This window comes from Salsuginibacillus kocurii DSM 18087, from assembly GCF_000377705.1.
Lineage (GTDB): Bacteria > Bacillota > Bacilli > Bacillales > Marinococcaceae > Salsuginibacillus > Salsuginibacillus kocurii.
In genome coordinates this window covers 13,115-35,338 of sequence record NZ_KB898634.1, presented here as the reverse complement: position 1 = coordinate 35,338, position 22,224 = coordinate 13,115, and the positions used below count along the sequence as shown (strand labels likewise).

The following is a 22,224-nucleotide window of genomic DNA, read 5'->3' as shown; positions in this document are numbered from 1 at the left end:
TAGAGGAAAGGAGGCTTCCCCATGCCTAACGTTACGTTGTATAATCAGGCCGGCTCGCAAGTCGGTGATCTTGACTTAGCTGAAGCTGTGTTTGGGATTGAACCAAACGAAAACGTTCTTCATGACGCTGTTGTCATGCAACAGGCTTCTGAGCGTCAAGGCACGCACAAAGCAAAAACACGTTCAGAGCGCAGAGGAGGAGGACGTAAGCCATGGCGCCAAAAAGGCACTGGTCGTGCCCGCCACGGTTCAATCCGCTCCCCAATCTGGGTGGGTGGTGGTGTAGCATTTGCTCCAACACCACGCAATTATGGTTTCAAAATGCCGAAAAAAGCACGTCGATTAGCACTTAAGTCAGCTTACGCTTCAAAAGTAAAAGACGAGACACTCGTTGTAGTGGATGAGTTGAATCTTGAAGCGCCAAAGACGAAAGAAATGCTTGGTATTTTGTCTAATCTTTCTGCAAGCGAAAAAACACTTGTTGTTACAGCTGATGCGAATGAAACATTAGCACTTTCAGCACGCAACCTCCCGCAAGTAGATGTACTTACTGCAGATGAGGTAAGCGTCCTAACGATCTTAAAGCATGAATATTTAGTCATGACAAAAGATGCTGTCAGCAAGGTAGAGGAGGTGCTTGGTTAATGAAAGCTCGTGACGTGATTAAGCGCCCCGTTATTACAGAACGTACTACTGAAATCATGGAAGATAAAAAGTACACGTTTGAAGTAGACGTAAAAGCTAATAAGACACAAGTCAAACAAGCCATCGAAGAGATCTTTGATGTTGAAGTTGATAAAGTGAACACTCAGAATTACAAGCGTAAATTCCGTCGTTTTGGCCGTTATGAAGGCTACAAGCCAGCACGGAAAAAAGCTATTGTGACGCTAACATCTGACAGCGAAGAAATCGAATTCTTTGAAGTCTAACTTATAAGAGAAGGAGGGAAATCACGATGGTAGTGAAAAAGTATAAACCAACCACAAATGGTCAACGCTTTATGTCTGGAAAAACGTTTGAGGAAATCACAACTGACCAGCCAGAGCGCTCACTTACGGCTCCGCTTCATAAGAAAGGCGGACGTAACAACCATGGACGCATGACGATGCGCCATCAAGGTGGCGGCCATAAGCGCCAATACCGCATCATTGACTTCAAACGTGATAAAGATGGTGTACCAGGTCGCGTTGCTACGATTGAATATGATCCGAACCGTACAGCGAATATTGCTTTGATCAATTATGCAGACGGTGAGAAGCGCTACATCCTAGCGCCTAAAGGACTTAAAGTCGGCGATGAGATCATGAACGGTTCAGAAGCTGACATCAAAACAGGTAATGCGATGGAACTTAAAGACCTTCCAGTTGGTACAATTGTACACAACATTGAGCTTAAGCCGGGTCGCGGAGGGCAAATGGTCCGTGCTGCTGGTTCTGAAGCTCAAGTGCTAGGTAAAGAAGGTAAGTACGCAATGATTCGCCTGAAATCTGGTGAAACACGTCTTGTACTTCTAACTTGCCGTGCGACAGTTGGACAGGTTGGAAACTTGGAACATGAGCTAATCACTGTTGGTAAAGCAGGCCGCAGCCGCTGGATGAATAAGCGTCCACACGTACGTGGTTCTGCAATGAACCCTACCGATCACCCACACGGTGGTGGTGAAGGTCGCGCGCCAGTTGGTCGTGTCGCTCCAGTTTCTCCTTGGGGACAAAAAGCAGTTGGCTTGAAGACCCGCAAGAAGAATAAAGACACTGATAAGTATATCGTTCGTCGTCGTAAGAAGAAAAAGAAGTAAACCAATGAAATGATCTACGGTTCTATGGAACCGTAGGTCCATTGCGAAGGGAGGTTTCATCATGGCTCGCAGTTTGAAAAAAGGACCTTTTGTCGATGATCATTTGATGAAAAAGGTTGAAGCGTTAAATGAAAAAAGCGAAAAGCAGGTCATAAAAACATGGTCTCGTCGTTCCACAGTCTTCCCTGACTTTGTAGGACACACGATTGCTGTTTATGATGGACGCAAACACGTTCCTGTTTACGTTCAGGAAGACATGGTCGGACACAAGCTCGGAGAATTCGCACCATCGCGTACGTTCCGAGGTCACGAGAAAGATGACAAGAAAACGAAACGACGCTAATTAGAGGGGAGGTTCTGCACGATGCAAGCCAAAGCAGTCGCAAAGCAAATGCGCATTGCCCCTCGCAAAGCGCGCCTGGTCGTAGACCTTGTACGGGGCAAAGAGGTAGGAGAAGCGCTTTCCATCTTGAACCACACACCGAAAGCTGCTTCACCAATCGTTGAGAAAGTATTAAATTCTGCTATCGCAAACGCAGAGCACAATTATGATATGGAACCGGAAAACCTATACATCAGTGAGGCTTTTGTAGACGAAGGTATTACACTGAAACGTTTCCGTCCACGTGCGATGGGCCGTGCTACTCGTATTAACAAGCGCACAAGCCACATCACCATTGTAGTATCAGAGAAAGAGGAGGGTTAAAGAGTGGGTCAAAAAGTTAATCCAGTTGGTCTACGGGTCGGAGTTATCCGTGACTGGGAATCTAAATGGTATGCCGAGAAAGAATATGCCAATCTTCTTCACGAAGACGTGAAGATCCGGGAATATATCGAAAATCGTCTAACCGACGCGGCTGTATCAATGGTTGAAATTGAGCGTGCAGCTAATCGTGTAAACATTACGATCCACACAGCAAAGCCTGGTATGGTTATTGGTAAAGGTGGTTCTGAAGTAGAATCTCTACGCAAGAACTTAAATAACCTGACTGGCAAGCGCGTGCATATTAACATTGCAGAGGTAAAGCAGCCTGACTTGGATGCACGTCTCGTTGCTGAAAACATTGCAAGACAATTAGAAAACCGAGTATCATTCCGCCGTGCGATGAAGCAGTCTATGCAGCGTACAATGCGCGCTGGCGCCCAAGGAATCCGTACAGAAGTAAACGGTCGTCTTGGCGGTGCGGACATTGCTCGTTCAGAAAGTTACAGCGAAGGAACCGTTCCACTTCACACATTGCGTGCTGATATCGATTATGGCACAGCTGAAGCGGACACCACTTACGGTAAGCTAGGCGTTAAAATCTGGATCTACCGTGGAGAGGTCCTTCCTACCAAAGGAACGAATAACGAGGAAGGAGGCAACTAATCATGTTAATGCCTAAACGCGTAAAATATCGTCGTCAGCATCGCGGACGCATGCGCGGACGCGCTAAAGGCGGCAAAGAAGTAACATTTGGTGAATATGGTCTTCGTGCGACTGAAGCCGCATGGATAACAAACCGCCAGATTGAAGCCGCTCGTATTGCGATGACTCGTTACATGAAACGTGGCGGTAAAGTATGGATTAAAATTTTCCCAGATAAGCCTTACACTGCAAAGCCTCTAGAAGTACGTATGGGTTCTGGTAAAGGTGCTCCAGAAGGCTGGGTAGCTGTTGTTAAGCCCGGGAAAGTTATGTTCGAAATCGCAGGTGTAAATGAAGACGTTGCCCGCGAAGCGCTACGTCTTGCGTCTCATAAACTCCCGATAAAAACTAAGTTTGTAAAACGCGAAGAAGTGGGTGGTGACGCAAATGAAAGCTAACGAATTCCGCGATCTAACCACGGCAGAGATTGAACAGCAAACCGATTCTCTAAAAGAAGAATTGTTCAACCTCCGTTTCCAGCTAGCAACTGGCCAATTGGATAACCCTACCCGCATTCGCCACGTCCGCAAAGATATCGCCCGTGCCAAAACTGTCTTGCGTGAACGTGAGCTCGGCATAAACAAAGGTTAATCTACTGTAGAGGAGGTTTCACAACCAATGGCTGAACGTAAACAGCGTAAAGTATATAATGGCCGTGTTGTTTCTGACAAAATGGACAAAACAATCACGGTTGTTGTTGAAACGTATAAAATGGACTCACTTTACGGCAAGCGCGTAAAGTACTCCAAGAAATTTAAAACCCATGATGAAAACAACGAAGCTAAAGTTGGCGATGTCGTGAAAATTATGGAAACACGCCCACTTTCAAAAGATAAATATTTCCGCCTCGTTGAAGTAGTGGAAGAAGCAGTTATTATCTAACTCAAGTTTTCGACGGAAGGGAGGTCATGACCTTATGATCCAGCAGGAAAGTCGCTTGAAAGTAGCAGACAACTCCGGCGCACGTGAAGTAGAGTGCATTAAAGTCCTCGGCGGTTCTGGCCGTAAGTCCGCTAATATTGGTGATATGATCGTTTGTGCTGTTAAGCAAGCAACACCAGGTGGCGTTGTCAAGAAAGGTGAAGTTGTACGTGCAGTTATCGTACGTTCACGCAGTGGTGTTCGTCGCCCGGATGGCACGTACATCAGCTTTGACGAAAATGCAGCAGTAGTGGTTCGTGATGATAAAGGACCACGCGGAACTCGGATTTTTGGTCCAGTTGCACGTGAACTTCGTGATAGACAATACATGAAGATTGTCTCTCTTGCTCCGGAAGTTTTGTAAGAATCGGATAGATACAATTGATATTGACTGGTCAAGGAGGTGCGACCAACTATGGCTCAACCAAAGCTTCATGTAAAAACCGGTGACAAAGTAAAAGTGATCTCCGGTAAAGACAAAGGCAAAGAAGGTGTCATCCTTCAAGCCTATCCAAGCAACCAACGAGTGCTTGTGGAAGGCATTAACATGATCAAAAAACACGCTAAGCCTTCTCAGGAAAATCCACAGGGCGGCATTCTTGAACAAGAAGCCCCAGTTCACGTTTCCAACGTGATGCCGATTGATCCGAAGACAAATGAACCAACACGTGTCGGTAAAAAAGAAGAAGACGGTAAAAAAGTACGAATCGCAAAAAAATCTGGAGAAGCTCTAGATCAGTAATCGTCCAGGTGAAAGGAGGTCTACTGTATGAACGCAATGAAAGAACGCTACAAAAATGAAATTGTCTCTCAACTTCATGATAAGTTTAACTACTCTTCGGTGATGGCCGTTCCAAAAATCGAGAAGGTAGTTATTAACATGGGTGTAGGTGACGCGGTACAAAACCCAAAAGCACTAGATAAAGCAGTTGAAGAACTTAGTGCTATTACAGGGCAAAAGCCACTTATTACAAAAGCGAAAAAATCCATCGCTGGATTTAAACTCCGTGAAGGCAACCCAATCGGTGCAAAAGTAACGCTTCGCGGTGAGCGCATGTATGATTTTCTTGAAAAGTTGATCCACGTTTCACTTCCACGTGTACGTGACTTCCGTGGTGTATCTAACAAAGCATTTGACGGACGCGGCAACTTTACGCTTGGTGTAAAAGAACAATTAATTTTTCCAGAAGTGGAATACGATAAGGTCGATAAAGTCCGTGGAATGGATATCGTCATCGTCACTACAGCTGATTCAGATGAAGAAGCACGTGAATTGTTGACTCAAATCGGGATGCCATTCCAAAAGTAACGAATTCAAAACGATAAGGAGGGAAATAAGCTTTGGCAAAAAAATCAATGGTTGCAAAGCAACAACGTCCTCAAAAGTTCAAAGTACGTGAGTACACGCGCTGTGAACGTTGTGGACGTCCTCACTCCGTTATTCGGAAGTTTAAACTTTGCCGGATTTGCTTCCGGGAACTCGCATATAAAGGTCAAATCCCTGGCGTGAAAAAAGCCAGCTGGTAAGCCCCATTTAGGGAAGGAGGTATACAAGATGGTCATGACAGATCCTGTTGCAGATATGCTTACACGTATCCGTAACGCGAATACGGTACGTCACGATAAGCTGGAACTTCCAGCATCGAACTTGAAAAAAGAAATGGCTGAAATCCTCAAGCGTGAAGGTTTCATTCGCGATGTGGAATTTATTGAAGACAATAAACAAGGTGTTCTGCGCTTGTTTTTGAAATACGGAGAAAGCAATGAGCGTGTCATCTCCGGTCTTAAACGAATCAGTAAGCCTGGTTTGCGCGTATATACGAAGTCTGACGAGGTACCACGTGTCTTGAACGGCCTAGGTATCGCAGTGATTTCAACTTCAAATGGTTTAATGACTGACAAGGACGCTCGCCAGAACAAAGTTGGCGGAGAAGTTCTTGCGTACGTATGGTAATCCACTGATTGAAAGAATGGAGGTGCAAAGATATGTCACGCGTAGGTGTTCTTCCAATTGAAGTCCCAAACGACGTTACAATTGAAAGAGACGGCAACTACTTCACAGTGAAGGGCCCAAAAGGGGAGCTCAGTCGTCAATTTCATGAAGATATTACTATTAAGGATGAAGATAATACGCTTGTTATCGAGCGTCCATCTGAACACAAAGAGCATCGTGCTCTTCATGGCACGACCCGCAGCCTGCTTAATAATATGGTTCAAGGAGTTACGAAAGGCTTTGAAAAGTCTCTTGAACTCGTTGGAGTAGGTTACCGAGCGTCTAAGTCTGGTAACAAACTTGTGTTAAACGTTGGTTACTCTCATCCAGTGGAGATCGAAGAGCAAGAAGGAATCACAATCGAAGTTCCTTCCAATACAAAAGTAACCGTTAAAGGTATTGATAAAGAACTCGTAGGAGCAGTTGCTTCCAATATCCGTTCCATGCGCACACCAGAACCTTACAAAGGAAAAGGTGTACGTTACGAAGGCGAAGCAGTTCGCCGCAAAGAAGGTAAAACTGGTAAGTAACGCCTAACGGCATAGAAAGGAGGAACGTTCCCCCATGGCAAAAGCGAACAATTTGACTGCGCGCAAGAAACGTCATATGAGCGTACGAAAGAAAATTAAAGGGACTACCGAGCGCCCGCGTTTAAACGTTTTTCGTTCGTCAAAGCACATTTACGCCCAAGTGATCGATGATGTAAAAGGAGAAACAATTGTAGCTGCTTCTTCTACTGAAAATGATCTCGGTCTTGAAAACGGCGGAAATAAAGAAGCGGCGAAGAAAATTGGAGAGCTTATCGCAACACGTGCTGTAGAGAAAGGACTTGACACGGTGGTATTCGACCGTGGAGGCTTTGTATATCACGGACGCGTTCAAGAGCTAGCTGACGCAGCGCGCGAAAACGGACTCAAATTTTAAGAGGCGAAGGAGGGAAAACCTTGAGTATCGATGCAAGCAAATTAGATCTTGAAGAAAAAGTAGTAGCGATCAATCGTGTATCTAAAGTTGTTAAAGGTGGACGTCGCTTTCGTTTTGCAGCGATCGTCGTAGTAGGTGACCGTAACGGCCATGTCGGATTCGGTATCGGGAAAGCACTTGAAGTACCTGAAGCTATCCGTAAAGGTGTGGAAGCGGCAAAGAAAAACTTAATTGAAGTGCCTAAGGTCGGAACATCTATTCCACACGAAGTTGTTGGACGTTTTGGAGCAGGTAAAGTACTCCTTAAGCCAGCTGGAGAAGGTACAGGGATCATTGCAGGCGGACCAGTTCGTGCTGTCCTTGAGCTTGGTGGGGTACATGATATCCTTTCTAAATCTCACGGTTCCAACAACCCGATCAATATGGTACGCGCCACTCTTGAAGGACTCAGCAGCTTGAAAACCGCTGAAAGAGTCGCCAAACTGCGTGGTAAGAGCGTAGAAGAACTGTTAGGATAAGGAGGGAACGAAGATGGCCAAAAAACTGGAAATCACCCTCGACCGCAGCTTGATCGGACGCCCAGAAGATCAGCGTGTAACGGTACGTACGCTAGGTCTTCGCAAGGTGAATCATACGATCGTAAAAGATGACAATCCTGCGATTCGCGGAATGGTTAATAAAGTACCCCATCTCGTATCTGTTAAAGAACTAGACGAGTAAGATCCTATAGTGGAACAGGAGGTGTCAATATGAAACTTCATGAACTGCAACCAGCAAAAGGTTCTCGTAAAAAGCGCACCCGTGTTGGGCGAGGCTATGGTTCAGGTCGCGGCTCGACTTCCCGTCGTGGTGAGCACGGCCAGAATTCCCGCTCCGGTGGCGGCGTACGCCCAGGCTTTGAAGGTGGGCAAAACCCTATCTTCAAACGTACACCAAAGCGTGGATTTACGAATCCGAACCGTAAAGAATATACAGTAGTTAACCTTGATGACCTTAATCGTTTTGAGGAAGGTACAGAGGTAACTCCAGAGCTTTTGCAAGAAAAAGGCGTAATCAGCAAGACGAAAAACGGAGTTAAGATTCTTGGTAATGGCAACGTAGAGAAGCGCCTCACCGTAAAGGCCAACAAGTTTTCTGCTTCTGCTTCTAAAGCAATCGAAGCAGCGGGCGGACAAACTGAGGTGATCTAATGTTCCGGACGTTCGTCGACATTTTTAGAGTGGGTGATCTAAGACGAAAAGTCATTTTCACCCTGCTCATGCTTGTCGTTTTCCGAATGGGAAGTTTTATTCCAGTACCTGGCTCAGATAGTGACGTGATCGAATTCACGGACCAGGCCAATGCATTCGGATTTCTAGATACATTCGGTGGTGGAGCCCTCGGTAATTTTTCTATCTTTGCCATGGGTGTCATGCCGTATATTACTGCATCCATCGTGGTTCAGCTTTTACGTATGGATGTAGTGCCTAAGTTCACTGAATGGGCGAAACAAGGAGAAGCCGGGCGTCGTAAGCTAGCTCAGTTCACCCGTTACTTCACGGTAGTTCTTGCTTTTTTGCAAGGCTTAGGAATGTCTATCGGTTTTAATAACCTATTTCCAGGTTTAATTCCTAACGATACGGTTCCGATGTACATTTTTATAGCTCTTGTGATGACAGCTGGTACGACCTTCCTAATGTGGTTGGGTGAACAGATCACAGCAAAAGGTGTCGGGAACGGTATTTCCATTGTAATTTTTGCAGGTATCGCTGCTGGTATTCCAGATGGAGTAAACTTAATTTACACCACCCAGATTCAGGACTCAGGAGATCAGTTGTTTATGGGCATCGTAACGGTTCTCATATTAGCTCTTGGTGTGCTTGCAATTATTGTTGGGGTTATATTCGTGCAGCAAGCGATCCGCAAAGTACCGATTCAGTATGCAAAACGTTTGGTTGGACGCAGCCCGGTCGGTGGTCAATCAACGCATTTACCACTGAAGGTTAACGCTGCCGGAGTTATTCCTATTATCTTTGCGCTCTCACTATTTATCTTCCCGCCGACAATTGCCGGATTTATTGGAGAGAATAACCCGATTGCGCTCTGGATTATAGAAAACTTCGATTACACTCAACCGATTGGTATGCTGATTTATGGTCTGCTAATTATAGGGTTTACCTATTTCTATACATTTGTTCAAGTTAACCCTGAGCAGATGGCTGAAAACTTGAAGCGTCAGGGTGGATATGTACCCGGTATACGACCTGGGAAAACAACAGAAATTTTCATTCGTCGTATTTTGTATCGACTTACACTCGTAGGGGCACTGTTCTTAGCTACTGTCTCGACCTTACCGATATTCTTCACCGACCAGATTGGGCTGCCGGCCGCAATCCAAATCGGAGGAACAGGACTCCTCATCGTCGTAGGTGTTGCGCTAGATACGATGAAACAGATTGAAAGCCAGCTTATTAAACGAAGTTACAAAGGGTTTATTAAATAAAGATGAGGGGACAAGGTGAGGGTGAGGCAACACTTGCCCTTATCTCCTGGCTGAATTCGGATGACGGAGGAGAGATAGTATGAATTTGATTCTCATGGGTCTGCCTGGTGCTGGAAAAGGCACTCAAGCTGAAATGATTGTTGAGAAATATGGGATTCCTCATATCTCCACAGGCGATATGTTTCGTGCTGCGATTAAAAATGAAACGGAATTAGGCGTAAAAGCCAAGTCTTTCATGGATGCAGGCGAGCTTGTACCTGACGAGGTTACAGTTGGTATTGTGCGCGAGAGATTGAGCCAAGATGATTGTAAAGATGGATTTTTGCTCGATGGATTCCCACGTACAGTTCCACAAGCTGAAGCTCTCGAAGATATTATGGGCACGCTCGGTAAAAGCTTGGACTATGTGATTAACGTTAACGTTGAAAAAGAAAAGCTCATGGAACGTTTAACAGGTCGTCGTGTTTCACCAACTTCAGGTAAAACGTACCATGTGGTTTTCAATCCTCCAAAAGTTGAAGGCAAATGTGACGTTGATGGCAGTGAACTCATCCAACGTGATGATGACAAGCCAGAAACAGTTAAGAACCGCCTTGAGGTCAACATTGAGCAACAGCAGCCTCTTATCGATTTTTATAGCGAAAAAGGCTATCTTCGAAATATTGACGGGGAGCAAGATATTCACGACGTGTTTCGGGAGATTGATGAATTGCTGAAAGGACTTCGTGCATGATTATTTGCAAAACAGACCGTGAACTCGATATTATGCGAGAAGCGGGAAGAATCGTCGCGATCACACATCAAGAATTGCAAAAGCATATCCGCCCAGGGATTACGACGGGCGACCTTGATGCAATTGCAGACAAAAAGATTCGTGAGCACGACGCTACACCATCTTTTAAAGGCTACGGTGGATTTACTGGCAGCATTTGCGCTTCCGTCAATGAAGAACTTGTCCACGGCATTCCGGGCGATCGCGTGCTGAATGAAGGCGATATTATCTCTATTGATGTCGGCGCCCATTACAAAGGATATCATGGGGATTCCGCATGGACGTATCCTGTTGGCAGCATCTCAAATGATGATCAAAAGCTACTGGATGTGACAGAAGCTTCTCTTTTCAAAGGATTAGAAGAAGCGAAGCCGAAAGAACGCTTGTCTAATATTTCTCATGCTATTCAATCGTACGTGGAACCTTTTGGTTTTTCGATTGTTCGGGAATATGTAGGGCATGGAGTAGGCCAAGAACTACATGAAGACCCGCAAATTCCTCATTTTGGACCGCCTGGAAAAGGCCCACGTCTAAAGCCTGGAATGGTTCTTGCTGTCGAACCAATGGTTAATGCCAAAGAACGGCATGTGCATACATTGGAGGATGACTGGACAGTGGTGACGTCAGATGGTGCAAATTGTGCTCACTTTGAACACACCATTGCTATTACGACGACAGGCTTTGAGATTTTAACAAAGGCTTAAATGCATAAAGAGGTGCCAATCGAATGCATGATGCGGAAGCCTTCCCGGAAATTGGTGAAATTGTTCAATTCACCAAAGGGAGAGACGCTGGACAACACGCCGTTGTTATCAGTATACTCGATGAACGGTTTGTTCTCGTAGCTGATGGCGACAAGAGGAAGTATGATCGACCGAAGCGAAAGAACATCAATCATTTGCTTCCCCTTTCTTACATCTCCCGGGAAGTAAGAAAGAGCATTGAAGAGTCCGGACGTGTGACGAATGCAAGACTGCGCTATGCAATTGCTGCATTCCAAAGTGAACAGTCCGAAACCAAGGAAGGAGAGTAAATTCATGGCCAAAGATGATGTAATTGAAGTAGAAGGTACAGTTATTGAGCCTCTGCCAAACGCTATGTTCCGCGTTGAACTGGATAATGGCCATCGAATTCTGGCTCACGTTTCCGGTAAAATTCGCATGCACTACATTCGTATTTTGCCAGGAGACAAAGTAACTGTTGAACTTTCTCCGTATGATCTGTCCCGCGGTCGCATCACGTACCGCTACAAATAATCGTTCAGCATATACACAAATACCGTAACACAAGGTCACCACTTACTCCGCGTAGTGAAGGAGGTAAAGTCATGAAGGTCAGAGCGTCCGTAAAGCCTATTTGCGAGAAATGTAAAATCATTCGTCGTAAAGGGACCGTCATGGTGATTTGTTCCAATCCGAAGCATAAGCAAAAACAAGGTTAATTCAAAGGAGGTGCTCTATCGATGGCACGTATTGCAGGTGTAGACGTACCGCGTGATAAGCGAATCGTCATTTCCCTCACGTATATCTTTGGTATCGGCAAGTCCCTTGCTGAACAAATCGTAAAGGAAGCAGATGTAGCAGATTCCACGCGCGTTCGTGACTTGACTGAAGAAGAACTTGGTCGTTTGCGTGAAGTGATCAGCAATAACTACTTGGTTGAAGGTGATCTTCGCCGTGAAAAATCACTTAACATCAAGCGCTTGATCGAGATCGGCTCTTATCGTGGCATGCGTCACCGCCGTGGTTTACCACTTCGCGGCCAAAGAACGAAGAATAACTCTCGTACACGTAAAGGCCCTCGTAAGACAATGGCTAACAAGAAGAAATAAATGAAAAGGAGGTAACCACGCCATGGCTAAAGCTAAAACGAATACGCGCAAGCGTCGTCAGAAAAAGAATATTGAGTCTGGTGTAGCTCATATCCGTTCCACGTTTAACAACACGATTGTTACGATTACGGATACGCAGGGGAATGCGGTTTCATGGGCAAGCTCTGGGGCACTTGGTTTTAAAGGCTCTCGTAAGTCTACGCCATTCGCTTCTCAGATGGCTGCAGAAACAGCAGCTAAAGCAGCGATGGAGCATGGCATGAAAACGGTAGAAGTAGCTGTTAAAGGGCCTGGTGCAGGCCGTGAAGCAGCGATCCGTTCCTTGCAGGCAACTGGACTTGAAGTGAGCATGATTCGTGACGTAACTCCAGTTCCACACAACGGCTGTCGTCCACCAAAACGTCGCAGAGTTTAATTGCCACCGAAGTTTGAAAAGCTTTCAAGTTGTCAATAATAGAGAAATCGTCTAGATTCGTATTCTTTTATTGGCAACAAAAGAAGGCCTTTATGTGGTCGGGGACTGCCTAATGGGAAATTCCGGTTAGGCGCATCCGGCGCTTACCGGAGTTTCGACGTTTTGAAGGAGGGTATCTAAATAGTATGATCGAAATCGAAAAGCCAAGCATTGAGACGATTGAAATCAGCGAAGATGCAAAGTATGGGAAGTTTGTCGTGGAACCATTGGAGCGCGGATATGGCACGACATTAGGAAACTCCTTACGTCGTATCCTTCTATCCTCCCTTCCAGGGTCGGCTGTCACCTCCGTCCAGATTGATGGTGTGTTACATGAATTTTCTACGATTGAAAATGTAGTGGAAGATGTAACAACGGTCATTCTGAACTTGAAAAAGCTTGCTCTGCACGTTCACTCGGAGGAAGAGAAAGTACTCGAGATTGATGTACAGGGTGAAGGAACTGTTACGGCACAGGATATTACACACGACAGTGATGTGGATATTTTAAACCCGGATCTTCACATTGCCACACTCTCTAAGGGTGCTCAGTTGCGCATGCGTATGACAGCTAAGCGCGGTCGCGGTTATGTACCAGCTGAAGGTAACAATGAAGAGGAGCTTCCGATTGGTGTGCTTCCTGTAGATTCCATCTATACACCAGTTTCCCGGGTTAACTATCAGGTGGAAAATACACGTGTCGGTCAGATTACGAACTTTGACAAGCTCACATTGGACGTATGGACGGACGGTAGCATTCGTCCGGAAGAAGCCGTATCTCTTGGGGCTAAGATCATGAATGAGCATTTGAACATTTTCATTGGTTTAACTGACCAAGCTCAACATGCTGAAATCATGGTTGAAAAAGAAGAGGATCAAAAAGAAAAAGTGCTTGAAATGACGATTGAAGAACTGGATCTCTCTGTCCGTTCTTATAACTGTCTTAAGCGCGCTGGAATCAACACGGTGCAGGAACTAACTCAAAAGTCTGAAGAAGACATGATGAAAGTTCGCAACCTGGGCCGCAAATCACTTGAAGAAGTACAAGAAAAGCTAGGCGAACTAGGCCTTGGCTTACGCAATGACGAATAGAGTCTATTACCTATATCACGTCTAGCGAAAAGGAGGGGAATCGAGCATGGGTTATTCAAAGCTTGGACGAGACACATCTGCTCGTAAAGCACTGCTTCGCGACTTAGCGACAGATATTATTATTCATGAGCGCATTGAAACAACTGAAGCGAAAGCAAAGGAAATTCGTCCGGTTGTTGAGAAGCTGATCACACTCGGCAAACGTGGCGATCTGCATGCACGCCGTCAGGCTGCTGCATTTGTACGTGATCGTCTTGCTGATGAAGAAGAGAATCAAGATGCAGTTCAAAAGCTTTTCTCTGACATTGGCCCTCGTTATGAAGACCGCCAAGGTGGTTACACGCGCATCCTGAAAGTAGGAAAGCGTAAAGGGGACGGCGCAGAAACAGCTATTATTGAACTTGTATAATAGGAAAATAAAAGCTTCTGTGTATCACGTATGATTGCACGCTGCTTGTTTGGGGCAGGACGGGACCTCTTTGGGCCTTCAGTCTATGCCCTTTTTTAGTATGTGAAACGAGGGAGAATGCTTACTTCACGAGCAAAAGCTGCACCTGCCAACAAAACAAAGTACTTATACTGTTATTTTCTTGCTCACTTATCGTTAACCTTTTATAATACATATGTTGACAATTAGAAAAAGAAGGGACGGTTCCTGATGGCAGCGGCTATATACGTGGAAGACGTATGGTTTCAATACAAAGAAGAAGATCCGGCAGTCGTTCAAGACCTATCTCTCAGCATTGGAGCTCGTGAATTTGTAGCCGTATTGGGCCGCAACGGTTCAGGAAAATCAACCTTTGCTCATATGATAAATGGCTTGCTGCTCCCTACTAGGGGAAAGGTTGAAGTAAAAGGCCGAAATGTGGCAGATGAAGCGAACCATAGCTGGTTGCGTCAGCGTGTAGGCATGGTCTTTCAAAATCCGGAACATCAATTTGTGGCTGCCACCGTTCGAGATGACATTGCGTTCGGCCTTGAAAATATCGGGATGCCTCGTGAAAAAATGATAGAACGGATTGAGTGGAGCGCGAAGAAGACAGGGATTAGTGAGTTATTAGATGCAGAGCCTCACCGACTTTCAGGCGGACAGAAGCAACGTGCTGCGATCGCTGGTGTCTTGGCTTTGAAGCCCTCTATTCTCGTGTTTGATGAAGCAACGTCAATGTTAGATCCGTATGGAAGAAAAGAAGTGTTGGCCACCCTTACTGGTCTCTTTGAAGAAGAAAATATCACTATAATTATGATTACTCATGATATTAAAGAAGCATTGCAAGCAGAACGGATTCTTGTGTTGGAAGAAGGTAAGCTTCTGTTGGATCAAACCCCTGCTGGATTATGTAACGAAGGGGATCGCCTCAGAGCACGTGGGTACGAGTGGCCGTATTTTATTGAAATGCAACAGGAACTTACGCGGCAGGGTGTTCATCTGCCAACGTACTATGTTACGGAAGAGGAATGGGTGGAGGCTTTATGGATGTTATCTTCGAAAATGTAAGCCATGTCTATATGCCAAAAACCCCCTTTGAGCATAAGGCGTTAAACGAGATTAATCTCACCCTTTCTTCGGGTTCATTTACTGCACTTATCGGGCACACCGGCTCAGGAAAGTCCACTTTGGCTCAACATGTGAACGGTCTGCTTCTTCCTACAGAAGGAAAAGTCCGCTTAGGCAAGGACGAACTTGTAATGCACCATAAAACAAAGCGGAAACAGCTCAAAGCATGGCGGAAACGGACAGGAATGATCTTTCAATATCCTGAACATCAATTGTTCGGTGATACAGTGGCAGAAGATATTGCTTTCGGCCCATTAAATATAGGCATGAGCGAGACTCGGATTAGACGGCAGCTTCCGAAGCTATTGGAGCTTGTCGGCCTGCCGTTGGATGTAAAGGACCGCTCCCCTTTTGAATTGAGTGGAGGTCAAATGCGGAGAGTAGCTATTGCAGGTGTACTAGCAATGGAACCGGAAGTCTTAATTTTAGACGAGCCCGCTGCCGCATTGGACCCGCAAGGCCATCGCCAATTATTGGACTTGCTCTATGCCTCGCATAAGGAAAAAGGCCTCACTACCCTGTTAGTCACACATCACATGGAAGATGCGGCTTATTATGCTGATGAGGTACTTGTGATGGACCAAAGCGAGATCATTATGAAAGGGCGGCCGGAGACAGTGTTTGCACAGGATGCTGAATTAGAACGCCTTCATTTAAAAGCGCCGGAGTCAATTCGGGTCCCACAAAGCATTCGTGAACATACAGGCTGGGAGGCGCCGGAGAATGGAGTCAGCGCCAAGCAAGCAGCTCTTAACCTTCTTCCTTACTTGCAGAAGCGCGGGCAGGGAGGGGAAGGAAAATGATGCAGCATGTTGTCATTGGCCAGTATTTCCCTGGGTCCAGTTTTTTGCATAAGATGGATGCTCGCGCTAAATTACTGGCGGTAGTATTGTTAGTAGTAATTGTTTTTTTCGCTAATAACCTCGTCTCTTACGGAGTGCTTGCAGGTACAACAGCTGTTCTCGTTTGGTTAAGCGGGGTGCCCATTCGTTACTTAGCGAAAGGCTTATTTCCCGTTTTTATATTAATTCTATTTACTTTTTTTATTCATTTCTTTTTTACAAATGAAGGTGATGAATTATTTGAACTTGGAGCTTTTACCGTGCATGAGGGTGGCGTCTGGCAAGGGGTGTACATCTCGACGAGAATTGGCAGTCTAGTAGTGCTGACCTCCCTTTTAACCCTTACGACAACGCCTATTGATTTAACGGATGCGTTGGAGCAGTTATTATCACCGTTTAAGCGTTTTGGGCTGCCGGCTCACGAAATGGCATTGATGATGTCAATTACTATCCGTTTGATCCCCACACTTTTGCAGGAAACGGAAAAAATCTTAAAAGCTCAGAGTGCCAGGGGGGCTGATTTTGTAAAAGGTAGTTTAAAAGACCGTTCCAGATCGATTATCGCTCTCATTATCCCGTTGTTTGCCCGTTCATTTCAGCGTGCTGAACATATGGCTACTGCGATGGAAGCAAGAGGCTATAACGGGGGAGAAGGAAGGACAAAGCTAAGAGTACTGGAATGGGGATGGCGTGACAGTTGGGGATGTTTTCTTGTTATCGTTTTTGGAGTGGTGTTATGGATGATGCGAACATAGCGGAGGGACGAACATGAAACGGATAAAAGCAACAATAGCTTACGACGGCACCCATTTTTCAGGCTGGCAGCGTCAGCCCGCTGGTCGTACGTCTACAGGCAGAACAGTGCAGGAAGAAGTGGAAAAAGCACTAAAAAGGCTGCATAAAGGAAGGTTTGTAACGGTTCATGCGGCCGGACGAACAGACACAGGCGTTCATTCAATTGGGCAAGTTATCCATTTTGATACTGACCTAGCTATTCCAGCGCACAAGTGGTCCCTGGCCATGGAACAATACTTACCAAAAGATATTTTTCTTTCAGAGGCCGAGTTAGTGAGCGATCGTTTCCACGCCCGTTACGATGCAATCGAAAAGGAATATCGCTACCGCGTCTACCGGAAGCGAAAGAGAGATGTCTTCCGCCGCAATTATACGTATCATTTGTATGGTGACATTGATGTAGCTGCTATGCAAGAAGCCGCCGCTGCTTTAATAGGGAGGCATGACTTTACTTCTTTTAGCGGGACCAATACGAAAGTGAACTCAAAAGTAAGAACGCTCTATGTAGCCGAGGTGGAAGAACAAGGGGACGAACTTATATTCACGTTCCGGGGGGACGGTTTTTTATATAACATGATCCGTATTCTAGTTGGCACATTACTTGAAATTGGAGTCGGCAGGAAAAAAGATTCCATCGAGGCTATACTTGCCGCCAAAGACCGGCGCAAAGCGGGGCCGACGGTACCAGGGAGCGGTCTTTACCTTTGGGAAATAGGTTATGAAAAAAAGTAGGGAAACATGCCAACCCATGAATATAGAGAAGTTTGAAACTTCTACGCCAACCGGCCAAATTCGGCATTGACACGGCGTTGGAATTGTTATATGATGTTATTTGGCATTTCACGTCCCACTAGCCCCGGGAAGTTGAAATGATAGAACGGACAATAATGACAAGAGATGATAGACAAGGAATATGCAGGAGGGAAAAATAATGCGTACGACATACATGGCAAAGCCGCACGAAGTTGAACGCAAATGGCACGTGGTTGACGCTGAAGGCCAAACGCTAGGCCGTCTTGCAAGCGAAGTAGCTGCAATTCTTCGTGGCAAGCACAAGCCTCAGTTCACACCGCACGTAGACACAGGTGATCACGTGATCGTTATCAATGCGGAGAAGATTCAACTTACAGGTAACAAATTGACTGACAAGAGATACTACCGCCACAGCCAGCATCCAGGCGGACTTAAGTCAACACGCGCAATTGACATGCGCAACAACAACCCAGAGCGTTTGCTTGAAACAAGCATCAAAGGTATGCTTCCAAAGAACACTTTGGGCCGAAAGCAAGGCATGAAGCTACACGTATATGCTGGGCCAGAGCACAAGCACGAAGCACAGCAGCCTGAAAAATACGAGCTTCGCGGCTAAGCATTTTTAAATTACATTTTTACCTTGAATAAAGGACAATATTAAAGGAGGGAACCCTTTTGGCACAAGTTCAATACTACGGTACCGGACGCCGTAAAAACGCTGTCGCTCGTGTATTCATGCAGCCTGGCGACGGAAACATCACTATCAACGGTCGTACAATCGACGAGTACTTTGATTTTGAAACACTAAAGCGCGTTGTACGCATGCCACTTGTGGAAACTGCAACAGAAGGTCAATATGATTTGAAAGTAAACGTAGACGGTGGCGGTTTCACCGGGCAAGCTGGCGCGATCCAGCACGGTGTAGCTCGTGCGCTGCTTGAAGTTGACCCTGACTTCCGCAAGCCTCTTAAAGAGAACGGCTACCTCACACGTGACTCCCGTATGAAAGAACGTAAGAAATACGGTCTTAAAGCAGCACGTCGTGCGCCACAGTTCTCGAAGCGTTAATATCGCCTTTCTACAAGGCTTACAGCCCTCTCTGTTCCCCAACCCGGCAGAGAGGGTTTTTAATTTAACCGCTGGATGAGCTAGCAGCGAGTTCAGACCTGACATTACATAGAGTAAGAAATCGTAAAGAATCAATGCAATTTTTTGGTGGATTTGCGTCGCTAGTGACCAGTGTCCGTAACGAGAAATAGAACCAGCAGCGATCTCATATCACGACTGGTTCTTTTTACACTATAAGAATGTATAAATAGTTGAAAGAAACGGTAGGCGTGCAACTAAGGCTCTGCCTACGCCGTAGGCTTGGCTTTACCAAGTTTTCTGTATAAAATTCATCCGTTCTGCCGCTTAAAGCTAACTGTGGCAAGCAAAATCAACAATGTAGTAAATCCTACTAAAAAGATAACTTCACTGGTGGTGGTAACAGGGTACCCGAAGAATGTAAGGTTGAGGCCCATTTCTTCTTGCACCTGGGCGCTTAAGCTGTCTACATCAATCATGATATGTTTCATCAAGTCTACCCCGTAGGTCACCGGGTTTAAGGTGACGATAACGTCAACCCAGGCCGGCATATTACTCAAAGGAAACAACGCACCGGACAAAAAAACCATCGGCATGACTAAAATGTTTACGACCAGTTGAAAGCCTTGCGTGGAATTTAATAAGCTTGCCACTAATAGGCCGAGCGAAGAAAAAGTGCAAGCGATCATAAACATAACAGGTAGTAATTGAAGAAACGAGAGGGGGTCTATACTGATCCCTAAAAAAGGCATGAGGACAAACATCATGATTCCTTGTAAAAACGCAACTGTCGCTGACCCCAGCATTTTTCCAATCGCAATGTTCACCCGCGATACCGGAGATACTAGAATTTCCCGCATGTAGCCAAAATCCCGGTCTTGAATGATCGAGAGAGAAGAAAAGACAGATGTCATTAACAATGTCATCGAGACGATGCCTGGAAAAATAAATTCTATGTAGTTAAAATCTGTAGCGTCTGTTCCGGCTGTTACGAGTGATTCCATAGCTCCGCCCATGCCGACGCCAAAAACGACTAAAAACAAAATCGGCATGGAAAAGGATCCGATCAAACGAGCCCGGTCTCTAAAAAATTTTATAATATCTCGCTGCCAAATCGCGATAATCCCTTCCACAAGTCATTCCTCCGCTTAATCTCTAATTTCCCGTCCGGTAAACGACAAAAAGACGTCATTTAACGTAGGTTTCCGAATATCTAATCCGGTTAGGGGGGTTTCTAGCCTCTTCACAAATGTAGAAATAAAAGCATCGCTATTGTCTACTTTGCAATAGATAACCTCGTCTTTTAACTCTACATCGACTCTATCAAAAGAAGCTTTAATTTCTTCGACAGCCGCTTCATTATCCGTAGTCGTAAGTTCAATAATATCGCCGCCGAGCTGGTCTTTTAATTTTTTCGGCGTATCAATGGCAATAATTTCGCCGTGGTCCATAATCGCGACCCGGTCGCTGATTTCGGCTTCATCCAAATAATGAGTCGTCAAAAACATGGTGATATTTTCTTTTTCTTTTAGTTTTAAAATGTATTCCCATATATGAGCTCGGGTTTGCGGGTCGAGGCCGACCGAGGGTTCATCGAGAAATAACACCTTAGGATAGTGAAGCAGGCCGCGGGCAATTTCAAGACGCCGCTGCATGCCGCCTGAAAACTTTTCCACCATCGTATCAATGTTATCGCTAAGGTCAACAATTTCTAGCACTTCGTCGATACGGGCTTTTCGCTTAGAGCGCGGAACCCTGTAAAACTTACAATGCAGCTTTAAGTTCTCCCGGGCTGTTAATTTTTCATCGAGTGTATTTTGCTGAAAAATAATGCCGATGCTTTCTCGCACTCGGTTTTGTTCCTTGGTGACATCATAACCGTTAATGGTAACTGTGCCGCTCGTTGGCTGCAACACGGTAGATAAAATGTTGATAGTGGTACTTTTCCCTGCGCCATTCGGGCCGAGAAAGCCAAAAATTTCACCTTCTTTGACATGAAAATTGCTATCCTTTACAGCTGCAAAGGATTTGTATGTTTTCTTTAAATGTTGAACGTCAATCATCGTGCGACCTCCTTTAAAATCAGTTGGTGGCGGAGAAGAAAGCTTCTGTTATTTGTAGCTACTTCAGTTTTTTTAACAACTTATCATGTAACGCCAAAAGGACTTCAAGCTCCTCTTCTGGAACATCACGTAATTTTTCGGCTAGCGTAGTAATAATTTTTTGATATGTTTCTGCTTCTTTCTCTATGCCCGCTTGCGTGAGAGATAACATTAAAGAACGACGATCTGATTCTGAACGTTCCCTGCGGACGTAACCATTTTTAACGAGACGGTCCACAACACCGCTCATCGTACTGGTACTTGAATGTAATTGCTCGGCAAGCTCCGCGAGCGTAAGATGTGGCTTATCGACGAGTACTTTAAGTACTAGTACTTGCAAGCCAGTAATTCCAAGCTTGCCTGCTTCGTCTTGTAAGATATGAAATAAGCTCTTGTTCACTTCTTTGAATGATGATAGTACCCGAAAGATCTCATCATGGTTGTGCATGCTTTATCATCCTCATTCGGTAAATACCTATAAAAAGTTCTTATGTAAATAATTCGTATGCGAACTATTTATAACTTAATTATCGCTTATGTGCTGTTTTTGTCAAGAAAAAGGGAGGTAAACAAATAAGTATATGTTTAAAATGCCCAGGATATAAAAATTCACGCGTGGTAACGGTTTCCTGGAAGATTTGATTAAAACCTGACTACCTGCATTGTGAAGGATCGAGCGGCCGTTTAAACGAGCGAAGAACGTTAAAGGGAGAACCATTCAGGAGCAATTGCAGAGAAGATGTGGGCCATTTTCATAAAACACCCCTGCTATTCTAATCATTGCTCGGGGAGGATTTTAAATCTTTTTTGAACCATGCTGCAGGGTCAGCCTTCTAGCTGGTGAGAAGGAACTGTGTGATGAAGTAAGTCCTCCGCTTTCTTCAGTATTTCTTCATTTTTGGTCCATTTTTCTTGGCTGAGGAGAAGGGAAAAAACCCATGCTATGAGTGAGGGGAGCGGTTTAAATGACAGTTGTCTCACTTGAATCATATAAAGAGCAAAAAGAGCACACGTTAGAACGTCAGGTCATTGGCATGCTTACGTATGAAGAGGTAGCGGAGCGGGCTTCTAGATATATGGCTTCTTCTCTCCCCGGATTTACTTTTCGAGCCTCATTTTTGGAGGAATTTTGTATAGACATCGGCGTGGAATCTTATGTGATCGGTGCTAAGATGGGGAGCGGCCATGCGATTGATACGTGTGAAATTAAAGCATTTTCTGAAGCATTTCCGACGTTAGCGTATTTAATTATTGAACTGCAAATGCTCATCATTTCCTGGGTGGACCCCAAGCGTCTTCGTCCAGCTATTTTGCGCCATGGCACCCAAAAATATGTAGAAGATTGGTGGATGGTTGGTTACCGGCTTGGTCAAAAACGCAACCGGATGAAATTGTAAGCACGGACTTGTATAGGTCC

At 45.2% G+C, this 22,224-nt stretch carries 39 protein-coding genes; 36 read left to right on the top strand and 3 right to left on the bottom strand.

Going from position 1 to position 22,224, the window contains the following annotated elements:
- Positions 1 to 21: 21 nt before the first annotated feature.
- The 35 genes from rplD (at position 22) to rpsI (ending at position 18,687) form a co-directional block, all read left to right on the top strand.
- Positions 22 to 645, top strand: coding sequence for a 50S ribosomal protein L4 (gene rplD, locus D469_RS0117415; protein ID WP_018924671.1), 624 nt, complete (start codon positions 22 to 24; stop codon positions 643 to 645).
- Positions 645 to 929: a 50S ribosomal protein L23 gene (rplW, locus tag D469_RS0117410; RefSeq protein ID WP_018924670.1), complete on the top strand. Its 285-nt coding sequence runs from the start codon at positions 645 to 647 to the stop codon at positions 927 to 929. Before rplD ends, rplW begins: the two co-directional genes overlap by 1 nt.
- A 26-nt stretch (positions 930 to 955) precedes the next feature.
- The gene (gene rplB / locus D469_RS0117405) at positions 956 to 1,795 is read left to right on the top strand and encodes a 50S ribosomal protein L2 (RefSeq protein WP_018924669.1); all 840 of its coding nucleotides are present in this window, start codon (positions 956 to 958) and stop codon (positions 1,793 to 1,795) included.
- A 61-nt stretch (positions 1,796 to 1,856) separates the two neighbouring features.
- Positions 1,857 to 2,138, top strand: a complete 282-nt coding sequence (rpsS, locus tag D469_RS0117400) for a 30S ribosomal protein S19 (RefSeq protein WP_018924668.1) — start codon at positions 1,857 to 1,859, stop codon at positions 2,136 to 2,138.
- A 21-nt stretch (positions 2,139 to 2,159) separates the two neighbouring features.
- Complete coding sequence (rplV, locus tag D469_RS0117395) at positions 2,160 to 2,501, top strand: 50S ribosomal protein L22 (protein ID WP_018924667.1); 342 nt, start codon at positions 2,160 to 2,162, stop codon at positions 2,499 to 2,501.
- A 3-nt stretch (positions 2,502 to 2,504) separates the two neighbouring features.
- Entirely contained in the window at positions 2,505 to 3,164 is a 660-nt protein-coding gene (gene rpsC / locus D469_RS0117390) for a 30S ribosomal protein S3 (protein ID WP_018924666.1), read from the top strand.
- A 2-nt stretch (positions 3,165 to 3,166) separates the two neighbouring features.
- Complete coding sequence (gene rplP / locus D469_RS0117385; protein WP_018924665.1) at positions 3,167 to 3,601, top strand: 50S ribosomal protein L16; 435 nt, start codon at positions 3,167 to 3,169, stop codon at positions 3,599 to 3,601.
- Positions 3,591 to 3,794 (top strand): 50S ribosomal protein L29, encoded by a 204-nt coding sequence (gene rpmC, locus D469_RS0117380; protein ID WP_018924664.1) that lies wholly within the window; start codon positions 3,591 to 3,593, stop codon positions 3,792 to 3,794. Before rplP ends, rpmC begins: the two co-directional genes overlap by 11 nt.
- 27 nt (positions 3,795 to 3,821) lie before the next feature.
- Positions 3,822 to 4,085 (top strand): 30S ribosomal protein S17, encoded by a 264-nt coding sequence (gene rpsQ, locus D469_RS0117375; RefSeq protein WP_018924663.1) that lies wholly within the window; start codon positions 3,822 to 3,824, stop codon positions 4,083 to 4,085.
- 34 nt (positions 4,086 to 4,119) lie between these two features.
- Positions 4,120 to 4,488, top strand: a complete 369-nt coding sequence (gene rplN, locus D469_RS0117370; protein ID WP_018924662.1) for a 50S ribosomal protein L14 — start codon at positions 4,120 to 4,122, stop codon at positions 4,486 to 4,488.
- Positions 4,489 to 4,539: 51 nt separating this feature from the next.
- A complete protein-coding gene (gene rplX, locus D469_RS0117365) occupies positions 4,540 to 4,866 on the top strand; it encodes a 50S ribosomal protein L24 (protein ID WP_018924661.1) in 327 nt (108 codons plus the stop codon).
- 27 nt (positions 4,867 to 4,893) lie between these two features.
- Positions 4,894 to 5,433, top strand: coding sequence for a 50S ribosomal protein L5 (rplE, locus tag D469_RS0117360; protein ID WP_018924660.1), 540 nt, complete (start codon positions 4,894 to 4,896; stop codon positions 5,431 to 5,433).
- A 32-nt stretch (positions 5,434 to 5,465) separates the two neighbouring features.
- Positions 5,466 to 5,651, top strand: a complete 186-nt coding sequence (locus D469_RS0117355) for a type Z 30S ribosomal protein S14 (RefSeq protein ID WP_018924659.1) — start codon at positions 5,466 to 5,468, stop codon at positions 5,649 to 5,651.
- A gap of 28 nt (positions 5,652 to 5,679) precedes the next feature.
- Entirely contained in the window at positions 5,680 to 6,078 is a 399-nt protein-coding gene (rpsH, locus tag D469_RS0117350) for a 30S ribosomal protein S8 (RefSeq protein ID WP_018924658.1), read from the top strand.
- Between the two features lie 32 nt (positions 6,079 to 6,110).
- A complete protein-coding gene (gene rplF, locus D469_RS0117345; protein ID WP_018924657.1) occupies positions 6,111 to 6,647 on the top strand; it encodes a 50S ribosomal protein L6 in 537 nt (178 codons plus the stop codon).
- Between the two features lie 34 nt (positions 6,648 to 6,681).
- Entirely contained in the window at positions 6,682 to 7,041 is a 360-nt protein-coding gene (rplR, locus tag D469_RS0117340) for a 50S ribosomal protein L18 (RefSeq protein ID WP_018924656.1), read from the top strand.
- A 20-nt stretch (positions 7,042 to 7,061) separates the two neighbouring features.
- Positions 7,062 to 7,559 carry a 30S ribosomal protein S5 gene (gene rpsE / locus D469_RS0117335; RefSeq protein WP_018924655.1) on the top strand — a complete coding sequence of 166 codons (498 nt, stop codon included), beginning with the start codon at positions 7,062 to 7,064 and terminating at the stop codon, positions 7,557 to 7,559.
- A gap of 13 nt (positions 7,560 to 7,572) precedes the next feature.
- The gene (gene rpmD, locus D469_RS0117330) at positions 7,573 to 7,761 is read left to right on the top strand and encodes a 50S ribosomal protein L30 (protein WP_018924654.1); all 189 of its coding nucleotides are present in this window, start codon (positions 7,573 to 7,575) and stop codon (positions 7,759 to 7,761) included.
- Positions 7,762 to 7,790: 29 nt separating this feature from the next.
- On the top strand, positions 7,791 to 8,231 hold the full coding sequence (gene rplO, locus D469_RS0117325; RefSeq protein WP_018924653.1) for a 50S ribosomal protein L15: 441 nt from the start codon (positions 7,791 to 7,793) through the stop codon (positions 8,229 to 8,231).
- On the top strand, positions 8,231 to 9,523 hold the full coding sequence (gene secY / locus D469_RS0117320; protein WP_018924652.1) for a preprotein translocase subunit SecY: 1,293 nt from the start codon (positions 8,231 to 8,233) through the stop codon (positions 9,521 to 9,523). Before rplO ends, secY begins: the two co-directional genes overlap by 1 nt.
- 79 nt (positions 9,524 to 9,602) lie before the next feature.
- Positions 9,603 to 10,256 (top strand): adenylate kinase, encoded by a 654-nt coding sequence (locus D469_RS0117315; protein WP_018924651.1) that lies wholly within the window; start codon positions 9,603 to 9,605, stop codon positions 10,254 to 10,256.
- On the top strand, positions 10,253 to 10,999 hold the full coding sequence (map, locus tag D469_RS0117310) for a type I methionyl aminopeptidase (protein ID WP_018924650.1): 747 nt from the start codon (positions 10,253 to 10,255) through the stop codon (positions 10,997 to 10,999). Before D469_RS0117315 ends, map begins: the two co-directional genes overlap by 4 nt.
- Before the next feature lie 23 nt (positions 11,000 to 11,022).
- Entirely contained in the window at positions 11,023 to 11,328 is a 306-nt protein-coding gene (locus D469_RS0117305; protein WP_018924649.1) for a KOW domain-containing RNA-binding protein, read from the top strand.
- Between the two features lie 4 nt (positions 11,329 to 11,332).
- Positions 11,333 to 11,551: a translation initiation factor IF-1 gene (gene infA / locus D469_RS0117300; protein ID WP_018924648.1), complete on the top strand. Its 219-nt coding sequence runs from the start codon at positions 11,333 to 11,335 to the stop codon at positions 11,549 to 11,551.
- 71 nt (positions 11,552 to 11,622) lie between these two features.
- Positions 11,623 to 11,736, top strand: a complete 114-nt coding sequence (gene rpmJ / locus D469_RS0117295) for a 50S ribosomal protein L36 (RefSeq protein ID WP_018924647.1) — start codon at positions 11,623 to 11,625, stop codon at positions 11,734 to 11,736.
- A gap of 21 nt (positions 11,737 to 11,757) precedes the next feature.
- Entirely contained in the window at positions 11,758 to 12,126 is a 369-nt protein-coding gene (gene rpsM / locus D469_RS0117290) for a 30S ribosomal protein S13 (RefSeq protein WP_018924646.1), read from the top strand.
- A 22-nt stretch (positions 12,127 to 12,148) separates the two neighbouring features.
- Positions 12,149 to 12,541 (top strand): 30S ribosomal protein S11, encoded by a 393-nt coding sequence (gene rpsK, locus D469_RS0117285; protein ID WP_018924645.1) that lies wholly within the window; start codon positions 12,149 to 12,151, stop codon positions 12,539 to 12,541.
- Between the two features lie 185 nt (positions 12,542 to 12,726).
- Positions 12,727 to 13,671: a DNA-directed RNA polymerase subunit alpha gene (locus D469_RS0117280; RefSeq protein ID WP_018924644.1), complete on the top strand. Its 945-nt coding sequence runs from the start codon at positions 12,727 to 12,729 to the stop codon at positions 13,669 to 13,671.
- A 46-nt stretch (positions 13,672 to 13,717) separates the two neighbouring features.
- On the top strand, positions 13,718 to 14,080 hold the full coding sequence (gene rplQ, locus D469_RS0117275; protein WP_018924643.1) for a 50S ribosomal protein L17: 363 nt from the start codon (positions 13,718 to 13,720) through the stop codon (positions 14,078 to 14,080).
- A 249-nt stretch (positions 14,081 to 14,329) separates the two neighbouring features.
- Positions 14,330 to 15,169 (top strand): energy-coupling factor transporter ATPase, encoded by an 840-nt coding sequence (locus D469_RS0117270; protein WP_018924642.1) that lies wholly within the window; start codon positions 14,330 to 14,332, stop codon positions 15,167 to 15,169.
- A complete protein-coding gene (locus D469_RS0117265; protein WP_018924641.1) occupies positions 15,145 to 16,032 on the top strand; it encodes an energy-coupling factor transporter ATPase in 888 nt (295 codons plus the stop codon). Before D469_RS0117270 ends, D469_RS0117265 begins: the two co-directional genes overlap by 25 nt.
- The gene (locus tag D469_RS0117260; RefSeq protein ID WP_018924640.1) at positions 16,029 to 16,826 is read left to right on the top strand and encodes an energy-coupling factor transporter transmembrane component T family protein; all 798 of its coding nucleotides are present in this window, start codon (positions 16,029 to 16,031) and stop codon (positions 16,824 to 16,826) included. Before D469_RS0117265 ends, D469_RS0117260 begins: the two co-directional genes overlap by 4 nt.
- Positions 16,827 to 16,839: 13 nt before the next feature.
- A complete protein-coding gene (gene truA, locus D469_RS0117255; RefSeq protein WP_018924639.1) occupies positions 16,840 to 17,598 on the top strand; it encodes a tRNA pseudouridine(38-40) synthase TruA in 759 nt (252 codons plus the stop codon).
- A gap of 199 nt (positions 17,599 to 17,797) precedes the next feature.
- On the top strand, positions 17,798 to 18,235 hold the full coding sequence (gene rplM / locus D469_RS0117250; protein WP_018924638.1) for a 50S ribosomal protein L13: 438 nt from the start codon (positions 17,798 to 17,800) through the stop codon (positions 18,233 to 18,235).
- Positions 18,236 to 18,294: 59 nt separating this feature from the next.
- Positions 18,295 to 18,687 (top strand): 30S ribosomal protein S9, encoded by a 393-nt coding sequence (gene rpsI, locus D469_RS0117245; protein ID WP_018924637.1) that lies wholly within the window; start codon positions 18,295 to 18,297, stop codon positions 18,685 to 18,687.
- Positions 18,688 to 19,016: 329 nt separating this feature from the next.
- Here the strand turns inward: rpsI and D469_RS0117240 are convergent, their stop codons facing one another.
- The 3 genes from D469_RS0117240 to D469_RS0117230 are packed head-to-tail and all read right to left on the bottom strand — an operon-like array spanning position 19,017 to position 21,255.
- On the bottom strand, positions 19,017 to 19,838 hold the full coding sequence (locus D469_RS0117240) for an ABC transporter permease (RefSeq protein ID WP_018924636.1): 822 nt from the start codon (positions 19,836 to 19,838) through the stop codon (positions 19,017 to 19,019).
- A 15-nt stretch (positions 19,839 to 19,853) separates the two neighbouring features.
- The gene (locus tag D469_RS0117235; protein WP_018924635.1) at positions 19,854 to 20,768 is read right to left on the bottom strand and encodes a daunorubicin resistance protein DrrA family ABC transporter ATP-binding protein; all 915 of its coding nucleotides are present in this window, start codon (positions 20,766 to 20,768) and stop codon (positions 19,854 to 19,856) included.
- A gap of 58 nt (positions 20,769 to 20,826) precedes the next feature.
- Positions 20,827 to 21,255, bottom strand: coding sequence for a MarR family transcriptional regulator (locus D469_RS0117230; RefSeq protein WP_018924634.1), 429 nt, complete (start codon positions 21,253 to 21,255; stop codon positions 20,827 to 20,829).
- Positions 21,256 to 21,772: 517 nt separating this feature from the next.
- On the opposite strand from D469_RS0117230, the gene D469_RS0117225 reads away from it, so the two are divergent.
- A complete protein-coding gene (locus D469_RS0117225) occupies positions 21,773 to 22,204 on the top strand; it encodes a DUF2521 family protein (RefSeq protein ID WP_018924633.1) in 432 nt (143 codons plus the stop codon).
- The last annotated feature ends 20 nt before the right edge of the window (positions 22,205 to 22,224 follow it).